This window comes from Streptomyces tendae (assembly GCF_014650435.1).
Classification (GTDB): Bacteria; Actinomycetota; Actinomycetes; order Streptomycetales; family Streptomycetaceae; genus Streptomyces; species Streptomyces tendae.
On record NZ_BMUY01000001.1, the window covers coordinates 310,646 to 325,826 of the forward strand.

8 protein-coding genes are annotated in these 15,181 nt (G+C 74.1%); 7 read left to right on the forward strand and 1 reads right to left on the reverse strand.

Annotation, left to right across the window (positions count from 1 at the left end):
* The first annotated feature begins 21 nt into the window (after positions 1–21).
* Entirely contained in the window at positions 22–1,146 is a 1,125-nt protein-coding gene (locus tag IE258_RS01555) for a GuaB3 family IMP dehydrogenase-related protein (protein ID WP_052839813.1), read from the forward strand.
* Between the two features lie 607 nt (positions 1,147–1,753).
* On the opposite strand, the gene IE258_RS01560 is transcribed toward IE258_RS01555, so the two are convergent.
* The gene (locus IE258_RS01560) at positions 1,754–2,971 is read right to left on the reverse strand and encodes a nucleotide sugar dehydrogenase (protein ID WP_159329622.1); all 1,218 of its coding nucleotides are present in this window, start codon (positions 2,969–2,971) and stop codon (positions 1,754–1,756) included.
* 336 nt (positions 2,972–3,307) lie between these two features.
* On the opposite strand from IE258_RS01560, the gene IE258_RS01565 reads away from it, so the two are divergent.
* The 6 genes from IE258_RS01565 to IE258_RS01590 all read left to right on the forward strand — a co-directional run bounded on the left by IE258_RS01565 (position 3,308) and on the right by IE258_RS01590 (position 15,102).
* Positions 3,308–5,014: a glycerol-3-phosphate dehydrogenase/oxidase gene (locus IE258_RS01565; protein WP_159329623.1), complete on the forward strand. Its 1,707-nt coding sequence runs from the start codon at positions 3,308–3,310 to the stop codon at positions 5,012–5,014.
* A gap of 99 nt (positions 5,015–5,113) precedes the next feature.
* On the forward strand, positions 5,114–7,219 hold the full coding sequence (locus IE258_RS01570; RefSeq protein WP_189739231.1) for a serine/threonine-protein kinase: 2,106 nt from the start codon (positions 5,114–5,116) through the stop codon (positions 7,217–7,219).
* A gap of 173 nt (positions 7,220–7,392) precedes the next feature.
* A complete protein-coding gene (locus IE258_RS01575; protein WP_189737876.1) occupies positions 7,393–10,173 on the forward strand; it encodes a serine/threonine kinase C-terminal domain-containing protein in 2,781 nt (926 codons plus the stop codon).
* Positions 10,174–10,318: 145 nt separating this feature from the next.
* Positions 10,319–12,073, forward strand: a complete 1,755-nt coding sequence (locus tag IE258_RS01580) for a serine/threonine-protein kinase (RefSeq protein WP_189737879.1) — start codon at positions 10,319–10,321, stop codon at positions 12,071–12,073.
* Positions 12,074–12,166: 93 nt separating this feature from the next.
* Positions 12,167–13,270, forward strand: coding sequence for a serine/threonine-protein kinase (locus IE258_RS01585; RefSeq protein WP_189737882.1), 1,104 nt, complete (start codon positions 12,167–12,169; stop codon positions 13,268–13,270).
* A gap of 92 nt (positions 13,271–13,362) precedes the next feature.
* The gene (locus IE258_RS01590; protein ID WP_229891899.1) at positions 13,363–15,102 is read left to right on the forward strand and encodes a serine/threonine-protein kinase; all 1,740 of its coding nucleotides are present in this window, start codon (positions 13,363–13,365) and stop codon (positions 15,100–15,102) included.
* The last annotated feature ends 79 nt before the right edge of the window (positions 15,103–15,181 follow it).

Genomic DNA, 15,181 nt, shown 5'->3' on the forward strand with positions numbered 1-15,181 from the left:
CATCAGGGAAAGGCCACAGACGTGACTGAGATCGAGATCGGGCGCGGCAAGCGCGGCCGCCGGGCGTACGCCTTCGACGACATCGCCGTCGTCCCCAGCCGCCGTACGCGGGACCCGAAGGAGGTCTCGATCGCCTGGCAGATCGACGCCTACCGCTTCGAGCTGCCGTTCCTGGCCGCTCCCATGGACTCGGTCGTCTCCCCGGCCACCGCCATCCGCATCGGCGAGCTGGGCGGCCTCGGCGTCCTCAACCTGGAAGGGCTCTGGACCCGGCACGAGGACCCGCAGCCGCTGCTCGACGAGATCGCCGAGCTGGACACCGACAACGCGACCCGCCGCCTCCAGGAGATCTACGCCGCTCCCATCAAGGAGGAGCTGATCGGGCAGCGCATCAAGGAGGTGCGCGACTCGGGCGTGGTCACCGCCGCCGCGCTCTCCCCGCAGCGCACCGCCCAGTTCTCCAAGGCCGTCGTGGACGCGGGCGTCGACATCTTCGTCATCCGCGGCACCACCGTCTCCGCGGAGCACGTCTCCGGCTCGCACGAGCCGCTGAACCTGAAGCAGTTCATCTACGAACTCGACGTCCCGGTGATCGTCGGCGGCTGCGCCACCTACACCGCCGCCCTGCACCTGATGCGCACCGGCGCCGCGGGCGTCCTCGTCGGCTTCGGCGGCGGCGCCGCCCACACCACGCGCAACGTGCTGGGCATCCAGGTGCCCATGGCCACCGCGGTCGCCGACGTGGCCGCGGCCCGCCGGGACTACATGGACGAGTCCGGCGGCCGGTACGTGCACGTCATCGCCGACGGCGGCGTCGGCTGGTCCGGCGACCTGCCCAAGGCCATCGCCTGCGGCGCCGACTCCGTGATGATGGGCTCCCCGCTGGCCCGCGCGACCGACGCGCCGGGCAAGGGCAACCACTGGGGCATGGAGGCCGTCAACGAGGAGCTGCCGCGCGGCAAGAAGGTCGACCTCGGCACGGTCGGCACCATCGAGGAGATCCTCACCGGCCCGTCCCGCAACCCCGACGGCTCGATGAACTTCTTCGGCGCCCTGCGCCGCGCCATGGCCACCACCGGCTACAGCGAGCTGAAGGAGTTCCAGCGCGTCGAGGTCACGGTCGCGGACTCGCAGCACCGGCGGTAGCCGCCACGGCATGTGAAGGGGCCGGTCACCTGATGGGTGACCGGCCCCTTTCGCGTGCTCGGGGGCTCTTGAGGGGGCGCGCGACGTGGCATGGGGGCGTGCGGTGGTGTTCGGGGTGAATACGCCCGGGAGGGCCGTGCCGGATCGGTAATGTCCCTGCTCGGCGACCCAGTTCTCTGGGGCGCCCCCTTCCAAGGAACCGTTCCGGACCCCGCTCCTCGGGGCCCGGCCCGAATTCCAGACGGACCGCCTCACCGGGATATGGGCGGCATCGTGGAAGGGGGCGCGCCATGGGCCGTCACCGCAAGCCCACCCGCTGGGACCGGATCCGTCTGCGGATGGTGAAGTTCCGGAGGAGGTGGATCCTGCGGATTTACGGGAAGTGAGCGGCCACCCCTACGAGACATAGGGGTGGACACTCCGTTCACTTCTCGGGAGCCTGCCGCAGGCCCACTGCGGTGGGCTCCCACCTTCTGCGGTTCCGGACCGCCACCAGGTGGCCCGTTCCGGAGGAGGTGCATTCTGCGGATCTACGCCAAGTACGTTACCCGGCGATTCCAACGTCTGCCACCAGCCTCCGCAGTACACGATTCCGTGCGCCCCCGCCTCACAACCGGTGCGCCGCCCCCGTCGGTGTGGCCCCCCGGGTGTCCAGCAGGAGCTGGGCCTTGACCGACAGGCCCTGGAGGTCGTACGTGCGGTGCTGCTGGAGCAGGATCGTGAGGTCGGCGTCGGCGGCGGCCTCGTAGAGGGAGTCGGCGCGGGGGACGGGGCGGTCGGCGACGTTCCAGGACGGGATGTGCGGGTCGTGGTAGCTCACGGCGGCGCCCATCGACATCAGGCGGGTCGCGATCTCCTCGGCCGGGGTGGCCTGCTGGTCGGCGAGGTCGGCCTTGTAGGTGACGCCGAGGAGGAGGATGCGGGCGCCGCGCGCGGACTTGCCGTGCTCATTGAGGAGGGCGGCGGCGCGCTGGACGACGTAGCGGGGCATCTGGGCGTTGACCTGCTGGGCCAGCTCCACCATGCGCAGGCTGTGCGGGGCCCGGCCGGTCAGGTCCTGGGGGACGGAGTGGCCGCCGACGCCGGGGCCGGGGCGGAAGGCGTGGAAGCCGAAGGGCTTGGTCTCCGCGCAGCGCAGGACGTCCCACAGGTCGACGCCGAGGTCGTCGCAGAGCACGGCCATCTCGTTGACCAGGGCGATGTTCACGTGCCGGAAGTTGGTCTCCAGGAGCTGGACCGTCTCCGCTTCCCGGGGGCCCCGGGCGCGGACCACCTTGTCGGTGAGGCGGCTGTAGAACGCCGCGGCCGACTCGGTGCAGGCGGGGGTGAGGCCGCCGATGACCTTCGGGGTGTTGGCCGGGGTGAAGTCGCGGTTGCCGGGGTCCACGCGGCTGGGGGAGTAGGCGAGGTGGAAGTCGCGGCCGGCGCGCAGCCCCGAGCCCTGCTCCAGGAGCGGGCGCAGGAAGTCCTCCGTCGTCCCGGGCCGTACCGGCGACTCCAGGATGACGGTGGTGTGCGGGCGCATGTGGGCGGCGAGGGTGCGGGCCGCGGCCTCCACCTGGGTGAGGTCGAGGCCGCCGTCCGCGCCCGGCGGGGTGGGCGCGCAGATGACGGCGGTGCGGACCCGGCCCAGCTCGGCCGGTCCGGCCGGTCCGGTCGGGGTGCGGAAGCCCGTGGCGAGCATCCGGCGCACCTCGGCGGGGGTGAGCGGGTCGGCCTCGGGTCCTGTGCGGTAGCCGAGGGTGGGGATGCCGGCGGCGACGGCGGCCTGGGCCAGCGGCAGGCCGTACGGGCCGAGTCCGATGACGGCGAGATCTGCGGGCATGGCGTGGGCCGTCCTTCCCAGTAGCCGAAGCGGGACAGGTGCGCAAGCCCGGTGGACAGGACGGGCGAGCACAACGTCAGACTAGGAGTAAATATGACCGATTTGCGGTATTGATCTGCGGAGTTTCGGCGAGTGTCGACGGCGCGGTGCCCGCCGGTACGGGCCTGTGGGGAAGTTGTCCACAGGCTGGGGCTCATCGGGTCCCGGGGTTGTCCACAGGTTCGGGCCTGCGGCTGCCGAAGTCGGGCAGGCCGGTCAGAATCTGGGCATGGTGGGTACCAGGAACCGGGCTCGCCCGACGGGTGCGGCCGACGCGACCGACAGCGGGAGGCAGCAGTGAGGACAGCGACCCTTGGGCCGGCGCAGCGCGCCGAGTCACTCGCGGCCATGGCCGAGCGCGAACTCGACGTACTGGTGGTGGGCGCCGGTGTGGTCGGTGCGGGCACCGCGCTCGACGCCGTGACGCGCGGCCTGTCCGTCGGCCTGGTCGAGGCGCGGGACTGGGCCTCGGGCACTTCCAGCAGGTCCAGCAAGCTGATCCACGGCGGGCTGCGCTATCTGGAGATGCTCGACTTCGTGCTCGTGCGGGAGGCGCTGAAGGAGCGCGGGCTGCTGCTCGAACGGCTGGCGCCGCACCTGGTGAAGCCGGTGCCGTTCCTGTACCCGCTCCAGCACAAGGGGTGGGAGCGGCTGTACGCGGGCTCGGGCGTCGCGCTGTACGACGCCATGTCCATGGCCCGCGGTCACGGGCGCGGCCTGCCGCTGCACCGGCACCTGAGCCGCCGTCACGCCCTGCGCGTGGCGCCCGCGCTGAAGAAGGACGCCCTGGTCGGCGCCTTGCAGTACTACGACGCCCAGATGGACGACGCCCGCTTCGTGGCCACGCTGGTGCGCACCGCGGCGGCGTACGGCGCCAAGGTCGCCAACCGGGCCCGGGTCACCTCCTTCCTGCGCGAGGGCGAACGGGTGGTCGGCGCGCGGGTGCAGGACGTCGAGGCGGGCGGCGAGTACGAGGTCCGCGCCAAGCAGGTGGTGAACGCGACCGGGGTGTGGACCGACGACACCCAGGCGATGGTGGGCGAGCGCGGTCAGTTCCACGTCCGGGCCTCCAAGGGCATCCACCTGGTCGTGCCCAAGGACCGCATCCACTCCACCACCGGCCTCATCCTGCGCACCGAGAAGTCCGTGCTGTTCGTCATCCCCTGGGGCCGGCACTGGATCATCGGCACCACGGACACCGACTGGGACCTCGACAAGGCCCACCCGGCCGCCTCCAGCGCCGACATCGACTACCTGCTGGAACACGTCAACTCGGTGCTGTCGGTGCCGCTCACGCGCGACGACGTCGAGGGCGTGTACGCCGGGCTGCGCCCGCTGCTGGCCGGCGAGTCGGACGCCACCAGCAAGCTGTCGCGCGAGCACACCGTCGCCCACCCGGTGCCCGGCCTGGTCGTCGTGGCGGGCGGCAAGTACACGACGTACCGGGTGATGGCCAAGGACGCCGTCGACGAGGCCGTGCACGGGCTCGACCTGCGGGTCGCCGACTGCGTCACCGAGGAGACCCCGCTGCTCGGCGCCGAGGGGTACCACGCGCAGTGGAACGCACGGGCCCGGATCGCCGCCCGCACCGGACTGCACGTCGTACGCGTCGAGCATCTGCTCAACCGCTACGGCTCGCTGACGGAGGAACTGCTCGAACTCGTCGCCGCCGACCCCTCCCTGGGCGAGCCGCTCACCGGCGCCGACGACTATCTGCGCGCCGAAGTCGTCTACGCCGCCTCGCACGAGGGCGCACGGCACCTGGACGACGTACTCACCCGGCGCACCCGCATCTCCATCGAGACCTTCGACCGGGGCACGCGCTGTGCCCGCGAGGTCGCCGAGCTGATGGCGCCGGTCCTCGGCTGGGACAAGGGCCAGGTCGACCGGGAGATCCAGCACTACGAGAAGCGGGTCGAGGCCGAGCGGGAGTCGCAGCGCCAGCCCGACGACCTGACGGCCGACGCGGCGCGGCTGGGGGCGCCGGACATCGTGGCCCGGTAAGGAGGGCGGGCGGGAACCCTGCGGGCACCCTGGGCGTAGAGCACTTGTCGGGTGAGGGACAATGAAGGCTCTGTCAGGGCGGGTTGCATGAGGGGACGCATGTCGGAGGCGGAGCGGGCGGGGACATCCCGTACGGACAAGAGCGCACGTCTCCTCGCCGGGCGGTACCGGCTGGGAGACGTGCTCGGCCGCGGCGGCATGGGGACGGTGTGGCGCGCCGAGGACGAGACCCTCGGACGCACGGTCGCCGTCAAGGAGCTGCGGTTCCCGGGGAACATCGACGAGGAGGAGAAGCGGCGCCTGATCACGCGCACGCTGCGCGAGGCCAAGGCGATCGCGCGGATCCGCAACAACAGCGCGGTCACCGTCTACGACGTGGTCGAGGAGGACGACCGGCCGTGGATCGTGATGGAACTGGTCGAGGGCAAGTCGCTCGCCGAGGCCATCCGTGAGGACGGACTGCTGGAGCCCCGGCGCGCCGCCGAGGTCGGCCTCGCCGTCCTGGACGTGCTGCGCTCCGCGCACCGCGAGGGCATCCTGCACCGCGACGTGAAGCCGTCGAACGTGCTGATCGCCGAGGACGGCCGGGTCGTGCTCACCGACTTCGGCATCGCCCAGGTCGAGGGCGACCCCTCCATCACCTCCACCGGCATGCTCGTCGGCGCCCCCTCCTACATCTCCCCCGAGCGGGCCCGCGGCCACAAGCCCGGACCGGCCGCCGACCTGTGGTCGCTGGGCGGACTGCTGTACGCCGCCGTCGAGGGCACCCCGCCCTACGACCGGGGCTCGGCCATCGCGACGCTCACCGCGGTGATGACGGAGAACCTGGAGGAGCCGAAGAACGCCGGCCCGCTGCGGGACGTCATCTACGGGCTGCTCACCAAGGACCCCGACCAGCGGCTCGACGACGCGGGCGCCCGCGCGATGCTCAACAAGGTCATCCACGCCCCGGAGCAGGCGGCCGGGACCGAACCGGTCGACGCCACCAAGATCGTCCCGCTGCCCCCGCAGCCGGACGGACGCAGGCGCCGCGGTGCCCAGGGCTCCGGCGGCAAGCTGGGCGAGGAAGCCGGGGAGAAGCTTCGCGGAGCGCTGCGTTCCGTGCGCAAGGCCGCCGTCGGGGCCGGTGCGGCCGGTGCGGCGGCAGCCTCGCGGACCAAGCCGGGCGACGGCGGACGGACGGCGACGGGAGCCGCGGGTGCCGGGGCCGCCCACGGGTCCGCCGGGACGGCCGCCGCCCCGCCGGCGCCGAGGGCGGGATCGGCCTCGGGCCCCGTCTCGGGACCGGGTGCGGGTGCGAGTACGGGTGCGCGTCCCGGCGCGGTCGGCAGTGGCGCCGGCACGGCCGGTGCGGGGGCCGGAGCGGCGAACCCGGCCGGGGGAGCACGGAGTTCCGGCTGGCCCGTCGTGCCGCCGCCGGACCTGCCCGCCCGGCCCGTGCCCCGGGCCCCGCTCACCGACGTGGTGCCGCGCCGGACGCTGATCATCATCGCGGTGGTCGTGGCGCTGGCGGTGCTCGGCACCGTGCTGGCGCTCACGCTCGGTGGCGACGACGACAAGGGCGCCGAGGGCGGCAGCGGCGGCAAGGCGGTCGCCTCCGCCGGTGCGAGCGGCGACACCAAGCAGGACGAGGAGAGCGGCACCGGCACCGACGGCGCCGCCTCCGACCCGGCGCCGAGCGGGGACGCGACCGGCGCCCCGGACGCCGGGGCGAGCGCCTCCGGCGAGGCCGACGGCGACTCGGACGACGCCGGGAAGTCCGACGACGAGGAGGACGTGGCCACCACCCACAAGGGCGGCCAGGGGTACCGCATCGGACTGCCCGAGGGCTGGAAGTTCGCCTCCACGGGCTCCTCGGGCGACCGGTTCACCGGACCGCGCGGACAGAAGCTGCTGGTCGCCTGGACCTCCACGCCCAAGGGTGACCCGGTGGCGGACTGGAAGAACCAGGAGCAGTACATGGTGCGCTCCAACTACCAGAAGATCCGCATAGAGAAGGTGGGCTACCGGGACTGGAACGCGGCCGACTGGGAGTTCACCTACACCGACGGCGGCACCAAGTACCGCACCGTGGACCGGGGGTTCGTCGTCAACGACCACCAGGGCTACGCGCTCATGTACACCGCGAAGGCCGCCGACTGGGGGGACGACCTGCGCCGGGACACCTGGCGGACCCTTTCGAAGACCTTCGTACCCAAGTCCTGAGCGGAGGGGGCCGGTGCCCGGGTTGCCGGGCCCCGGGTTTCAGCCGCGCGATATCTGGCATCAGCTCATTGCGGGTTGCCTCCGGCACGTATCGTGAGTGGTTGCGGACCGTACGCAGCCGGAACGGCCCGCCGGACGAACGGAATTGACCGACGGCTGCCGGGGGTGGCGACGTGGACGACTACGCGGGACGGGTGCTCGCCGACCGCTACCGCCTGCCCCTGCCGCCGTCCGACGAGTACGAACTCACCGAGACCCGGGCCTTCGACACCTACAGCGGCCAGGAAGTCCTGGTCCGCCAGATCCCGTTGCCCGAGGTCGTCGAGGCCGAGGTGCTCGACGCGGACGGTCTGCCCGACGGCTTCACGGCCCGCGACGGCGGCGCCCGGCACCCCGGCAGGCGGGCACCGGCCGCGGGCGGCGGCATCAGGCGGCCGGCCGATCCGGTGGTACGGCGTGCCGTCGAGGCCGCGCAGGCCGCGGCCGCGGTGCCCGACCATCCGCGCCTGGACCAGGTCTTCGACGTCTTCGCCGAGGGCGGTTCGCTGTGGATCGTCAGCGAGCTGGTGGCCGCGAGGCCGCTGGCCGCGCTGCTCGCCGAACAGAACCTGACGCCGTACCGGGCGGCCGAGGTGGCCTCCGACGTCCTCCTGGCACTGCGGGTGCTGCACTCGTACGGCTGGGTGCACCGCAACATCACCGCGCGCACGGTGCTCGTCTGCGACGACGGGCGGGTCATGCTGACCGGCCTGGCGGTCGGGGCGGCGGAGGAGGCACTGTGCGGGTACGACCCGGTGCCCCCGCCGCCCGACGAGGAGCCGGGCACCGCCGTAGACCCGGACGGAACCTTCGGTCCTGGCGGCGGCGCTTCCCGGGCCGTGGCCCTCGGTCCGGCCGGTGCCGGGCCCGGTGTCGACCCCGAGGCCGCCCGGCGGGCCGCCATCGAGGCGCGCGGCGTCGGCGCGCTCCCGGCGCCCGGGGCCCCGGGGCCTGGCGGAGCCCCCGCCGGACTCGCGCCCGCCTCGCTCGACGCCGCCGGGGACGCCCGTGCCGCCCGCGCCGGCGCGATCGCCGCCTACCGCGCGGGAGCCAGGGCCGCCGCCCGCGTCCAGGAGGCCCAGAACGGCCGCGCCGCCCTGCCCGGCGCCCGCCCCGCCCTCGACGACGCCTCGCGGGCCGGTGGCCCCGGCACGGCGGGCGGACGCCCGGCTTCCGCCACCGGCCCGGGCCGGGAGGCACACCCCGACGGCCCCGATGCGGAGTCCGCCGGTGCCCCGTGGGAGGACGAGGGCGTCGGCGACGTGGCCCCGCCGGGCCGGATCGCCGACCCCTACGGCGTACGCACCACCTCCTGGCACGGCGCCACACCCCGCCGCTCCGGCGACCCGGCGTCCACCCTGCCCCCGCGCCCCGGTGATCCTGCGTTCCCCGCCCCTGGCCCGACCGCTGAACCGGCGCCCGGCTCCACACCCCCGGCAGCCGGACGGTCCCTGCCCGCAGCACGCCGGCCGGACACCGAGGCATCCACCGCCGCACGGCGGGAGACCCCGCCCGGCACCGCCCCCGGGCCGCGGGAAGCCGCTCCGGGTGCCACCGCGCGGCCGTACGGCGGCGGCTCCGGAGCGGCCGGGCCGGCGCAGGAGGGTGGGGGCGGCGGCTGGGACGGCCCGGGTGGCCGGGTGGGCGCGCCGCGTGGGCCCGCCACCGCGCTCGACGCCGAGCGGGCGCGGCAGACGCGGATGGCCGTGGTCGGGCCCGTCACCGAACGCTGGGCGCCGGAACAGGCCGGACCGGTGCACGAGAACTGGCAGCTGGCCGCGCCCATCGGCCCCGCCACCGACCTGTGGGCCCTGGGCGCGCTGCTCTTCCGCGCCGTACAGGGACACGCGCCCTACCCGGAGGAGTCGACCGCCGAGCTGGTGCAGATCGTGTGCGCGGAGCCCCCGGCGTTCGCCGAGGAGTGCGGACCGCTGCGGCCGGTCGTGGAGTCGCTGCTGCGTCAGGACCCCATCGAGCGCATCGACTTCGAGGAACTGAGCGGCTGGCTCCGTTCCCTGGTGCGTTCCGCGCCCGAGCCCGAGGCGGGTCTGCACGTCGTCTCGGCGCCCCCCGTCGAGACGACCGGCCGGCTGCCGATCGTGCGCCGCCGCGGCGAGCTGGTGCGCAGGCGGCGCGCCGGTCTGCCCGCGCACCACGGACGGCACAAGCGGGGCAGGCCGGACAGCGACCGCTCCCCGCGCAGCCTCGGCCGAACCCTGCTCCTGCTGATACTGCTGGCGTTGGCGGGCGCGGTCGCCTACGCCATGTTCTTCATGCCCAAGAGCGACACCAACGGCTCGGGCGCCGCCGACCGGACCGGCGCCGCCGGCGAGGCGAGCCAGGCGCCGCCCGCACAGTCGCCGGACGCCGACAGCGAGCCCCCGCCGGACGAGACCTCGCCGAAGCCCGACCCCGACGCCTCGCGGACGGCGGGCGGCTCCACCGAGACCCAGTCCAACGTCGCCGACGGCTTCACCCTGCGCAAGGACGCCGAGGGTTTCCGCGTCGCCGTCGCCGAGGGCTGGAACCGCACGCCCCGCAACGGCAGCGGCCAGGTCGTCTACGGCAAGGGCGACTTCGAGCTGATCGTCGTACCGGGCCGCGACCGCGCCTCCGAGTTCGGCGACGACCCGATGACCTACCAGCGCGACAGCGAACCCGAGTTGGCCTCCTATCGCGCCTCCAGCTGGGCCACCTCCAGCGGTCTGAAGACCATCGAGGTCGGTGGACGGACCATGGCGGAGGGGCAGTTCACCTGGACCGCCGCCGACGGCGGCGAGCTGTACGTGCGCAACGTCGCGATCCTCGTCGACGGGCGCTACCACGTGGTGCAGGTCCGCGGTCCGGAGGCGGAGCGTGACGAGGTGACCCGGCTGTTCGAACAGGCATCGGCCACCTACCAGTACACGCGCTGAACGCAGTTCGCCCCGATGGTTGCGTCCCGTCACGGAAAGCGACAACCGTCACAGAGCGGTTTCCATACCGCCCCACCCGTTCCTTCGACGGGAGCCGGTCCCTAATGTGGCCCTGACAAGACCATTGCGGGGCAACGTGAATCAGATGCAGGGCCGGCTCGTCGCGGGACGCTACCGGCTCGGGGAAGCCATCGGCAGCGGCGGCATGGGCCGGGTGTGGCGCGCACACGACGAGGTGCTGCACCGTACCGTCGCCATCAAGGAGTTGACCGCCGCGCTCTACGTCTCCGAGAGCGACCAGGCCATCCTCCTGGCACGCACCCGGGGCGAGGCGCGCGCGGCGGCACGGATCAACCACTCGGCCGTCGTCACCGTGCACGACGTGCTCGAACACGACGGCCGGCCGTGGATCGTCATGGAGTTGGTGGAGGGCCGCTCGCTGGCCGACGCCGTCAAGGACGAGGAGCGGGTCGACCCGCGGGAGGCGGCCCGGATCGGCCTGTGGGTGCTGCGGGCCCTGCGCGCCGCACACACCGCCGGGGTCCTGCACCGCGACGTCAAACCGGGCAACGTCCTGCTCGCCGACGACGGCCGGGTACTGCTCACCGACTTCGGCATCGCGCAGATCGAGGGCGACTCCACCATCACCCGGACCGGCGAGGTCGTCGGCTCCGTCGACTACCTCGCGCCCGAGCGCGTCCGCGGCCACGACCCCGGCCCCTCCTCCGACCTGTGGGCGCTCGGTGCGACGCTGTACACGGCGGTGGAGGGCAGGTCGCCGTTCCGCCGCACCTCCCCGCTCACCACCATGCAGGCGGTCGTCGAGGAAGAGGCCACCGAAGCCCGGTACGCCGGTGCGCTCGCGCCCGTCATCAGCGCCCTGCTGCGCAAGGACCCGGCCGAGCGGCCCGACGCGACCGAGGCCGAGCACCTGCTCGCCCAGGCCGCCGAGGGCCGACGCCCGGACGCGGCCCAGGCGTACGTGCCGACCACCCGGTACGCGGGGCCCCCGCCGACCCCGGGAGACACGGCCCACCAGGGGATACCCGGGGCGCCCGGAACCCCGGGGATGCCCGGCACACCGGGACCGGTGGGCGGGACCTCCGGCACGCCGTACCCGCCGACGACCGGCCCCACGACGGTGGGTCGCACGGCGGTCGGCCCCGCGCCGACGGGGCACACCGTGCCGGGCCACGCGGCGGCGGGAGCGGTGGGCGGCGCCGCTCCGCGCCGCTCCCGGAGCACCCGCGCGCGCACGCTCGCCCTGGTCGTCGCCGTCGCCGCGCTCATCGGCGCGGGTACCGCCGTGCTGCTGCAACAGCGCGACGAGGGCGGCTCGTCGGCCGGCGCCGACCCCACCCGCGGGCAGACCGCCTCCCCGTCGGCCTCCGCCACCACCGGCAAGGGCCCCGGCGGCTCGGTCCCGGCCGACTGGACACGCCGCCGGGACCCGTTGGGTTTCAGCCTCTACCTGCCCGCGAACTGGCAGCGGACGGACTTCGACGGCGACAGTGGCGAACTCCGGCAGATCGACTACACACCCGACGGCGGCGAACACGTCCTGCGCGTGTCCGTCGACACCGCGCCCGACTACAACGACCCGTACGCGCACCAGCAGGACCTGGACGCCCAACTCGACGGGCGGCTGGTCGACTACCGGCGCATCTCCCTGGACCGCGTCACCTACCGGGACCGCGACAGCGCCCGGTGGGAGTACGGCTGGACCGCGCTGGCCAAGGACACCGAGTTCCCCGGCCCGCGCCGGGCCGTGTCGCAGACGTACATGTCCCGCGACGGCGTCGAGTACGCCCTCAACATGACGGGGCCGGCCGGCGACTGGCCGACCACGCAACGGCAGTTCAAGGCGGTGCTGCAGAGCTGGCAGGAGATCACCGGCTGAGCCCCGCGGCGGCGGTGACGGCGCACGCCTGCCCGTCGGTTGTCGGCCACCCGTGTGACAGCGGTCCGGAGCCGCTGCGTCCGGTGGGGCATGATGGGACGCATGGTGACCGAGGGGGCGGGCGGGCGTGTCATCGCGGGCCGTTACCGGCTCCACGAGCGGCTCGGCAGCGGCGGCATGGGCATCGTGTGGCGGGCCACCGACCAACTGCTCGCCCGCGAAGTGGCCGTGAAGGCGCTCCCCCTCGACGAGACCCTCTCCGCGGCAGAGGCCCGACGGCGCCGTGAGCGCACCCTGCGCGAGGCCCGCGCGGTCGCGCAGCTGCGGCACCCGCACGTCATCGTCGTGCACGACGTGGTCGAGGACGACGAACGCGCGTACATGGTCATGGAGCTGGTCGACGGCGGCTCCCTCGCCGACCGCGTCGTCAGCCGCGGCCCGGTCGACGCCGCCGAGGCCGCCCGCATCGGCATCGCCCTGCTCGACGCCCTGGGCACGGCCCACACGGCGGGGATCCTGCACCGGGACGTGAAGCCGTCGAACGTGCTGGTCGCCGACGACGGCCGGGTCGTCCTCACCGACTTCGGGGTGGCCCAGGTCGCGGGCGCCACCACGCTCACCGAGAGCGGTTCCTTCGTCGGTTCCCCGGAGTACACCGCCCCGGAGCGGATGTCCGGGGCCGGGACCGGGCCGGAGTCCGACCTGTGGTCGCTGGGCGTACTGCTGTGCGCGGTCCTCAGCGGCGCGTCCCCCTTCCACCGCGACTCGCTCGGCGGCGTCCTGCACGCCGTGGTCACCGAGGAGATCCGCCCGCCGACGCAGGCCGCACCGCTCCTGCCGGTCGTACGGGGCCTGCTGGAACGCGACCCGCGCCAACGGCTGGACGCGGCGTCGGCGCAGCGGATGCTGCGCGCCTTCCTCAGCACGGGCCGTACGCCCGCGACGGCCGCACAGGCCGCGGTCCCCGAGCCCCTGCGCGCGCGACGGAGCGTGAAGCGGAGCGTGCTGACGGCGGTGCTGCTGGTCGTCGCGGCGGCCGCCGCGGGTGTCTCGGCGGCCGCGCTGCTCGCGGACGGAGGCGACGACGGGGGCGGTACGCCGACGAGTTCGGTGCCCGCCACGCCGACGCCCACCCCCACGCCGCCGAGGACGGAGCCCGCGCCATCGACCGCGTCCGGTTCCGGCACCGGCACCTAAACGGGAGATAAGCGGCAAGCCGCGTCACGGGTCTGTGACCGCCGCGCACCGGCGGTGGAAACGGGCGCACCCGGCACGGTATGGATGGACCCATGAGCAGCAACGGGGGGCCCCGCAGCGGGGCGGACGAGCCGACCAGTTTTGACCTGCAACCACCGAACCCGCCGACCGCGGTGCCGCATCCCGGCAACCCGTACGCGGCACCCACGCAGGTCGTACCGCCGCGGTCGCAGGCCCCGTCGGCCACCCCGGCCGAGGCGTCCGCGCCCGCCTCCCCGCCCACCTCGCCGGCCGCTTCCTCGACCGCCCCCGCGGCCGCCGCACCGGACCCCGGCGCCGGGCGGCTGATCGCCGGCCGCTACCGCCTGATCGCCAGGCTCGGGCACGGCGGCATGGGCACGGTGTGGCGGGCCGAGGACGAGACCGTCGGCCGCGAGGTCGCCGTCAAGGAACCCCGCGTCCCCGACCACCTTCCCGAACGCGAACGCGCCAACGCCTTCGAGAGGATGCGCCGCGAGGCGCGCGCCGCCGCCCGGCTCGACCACCCCGCCGTGGTCGACGTGCACGACGTGGCGGTCGTGGACGGGCAGCCGTGGATCGTGATGGAACTCGTGCGCGGGCGCTCGCTCGGCGACGCCCTCCAGGAAGGCACCCTCGGCGCCCGCGAGGCGGCCCGGGTCGGTCTGGAGGTGCTCGGCGCGCTGGAGGCCGCGCACGCCGCAGGAGTCCTGCACCGGGACGTGAAGCCGGACAACGTCCTGCTCGGCCGGCACGACCGGGTCGTCCTCACCGACTTCGGCATCGCCCAGATCGAGGGCGAGACCAGCCTGACCGACACCGGCGGCTTCGTCGGCTCGCCCGAGTACATCGCCCCGGAGCGGGTGCTGGGCCAGCGCCCCGGCCCGGCGAGCGACCTGTGGTCCCTTGGCGTGGTGCTGTACGCCGCGACGGAGGGCGTCTCGCCGTTCCGCCGCAGCAACACCCCGGCCACGCTCCAGTCGGTGCTCAACGCCACGCCCGCACCGCCCGCCGCCGCGCAGGGCCCGCTGGCCGAGGTGATCACGGGCCTGCTGGACAAGGACCCCGCGCGCCGCCCGGACGCCGCCCGGGTCCGCGCCCTGCTGGACGCCGCGGTGAACCCGCCCGCGCCGCCGCCCACCCAGGTGGTCAGGATCGACCGGCCCGAGGAGCCGGGCGCGGCGCCCGCGTCCCGCTGGAGCGTCCGGCTGGGCCGCAACGCGTGGATCACGCTCGGCGCGATGGTCGTCGCGGCGGCGGTGGCCTCGTACCTGGTGGTCGCGGAGCCCTTCGCGGGGCCGCTGCCCGACGGCTGGGACACCCCGCACGAGAAGAAGCTCGCCGCGACCCTCGCGGTGCCCGAGGGCTACAAGCGCACCGCTCCCGAGGAGGCCGACCAGCACTGGGTCACCTACACCGACGAGAGCGGTGCCGTCTGGATCGGCCTGACCCTGGACAAGAAGCGCGAGGACACCCTGGGCAACATCGCCGGGTCCGCCGCGGCCGAGATGTACGACGACGACGGGAAGTTCAAGGAGAGCGGGGAGTTCGACCTCTCCATGCCCGAGAACCCGGAGACCGACCCCAGGGAGACCGAGTACCGGGGTGGGAAGTCCGCCGAGAACACGGTCGTCTACACCACCACCGACAGCCAGAATCCCCGCCTGCGCGAACTGCGGATCTTCTACTACCGGACGTCCGCGGGCGACATGTACAAGCTCACCGTCAGCTACCCGGGCAAGGGTGACTTCACCGAGCGTGGGCGTGAGGTGGCCAGTACGGCCGTCGCCAATCTGGACATCGACGGCACCTGAGCGCTCCGCCCGCACAACGCCCTGATCAGCGGGTTTGTTGCCAGCGATCACTGGCGGTGTGTGAGCACTCGGTGAATCA

Bases quoted from the DNA above. Each gene is read 5' to 3' on its own strand.
- IE258_RS01580 (WP_189737879.1), top strand. From the start codon at position 10,319: ATGCAGGGCCGGCTCGTCGCGGGACGCTACCGGCTCGGGGAAGCCATC.
- IE258_RS01570 (WP_189739231.1), top strand. From the start codon at position 5,114: ATGTCGGAGGCGGAGCGGGCGGGGACATCCCGTACGGACAAGAGCGCA.
- IE258_RS01585 (WP_189737882.1), top strand. From the start codon at position 12,167: ATGGGACGCATGGTGACCGAGGGGGCGGGCGGGCGTGTCATCGCGGGC.
- IE258_RS01560 (WP_159329622.1), bottom strand. From the start codon at position 2,971: ATGCCCGCAGATCTCGCCGTCATCGGACTCGGCCCGTACGGCCTGCCG.
- IE258_RS01590 (WP_229891899.1), top strand. From the start codon at position 13,363: ATGAGCAGCAACGGGGGGCCCCGCAGCGGGGCGGACGAGCCGACCAGT.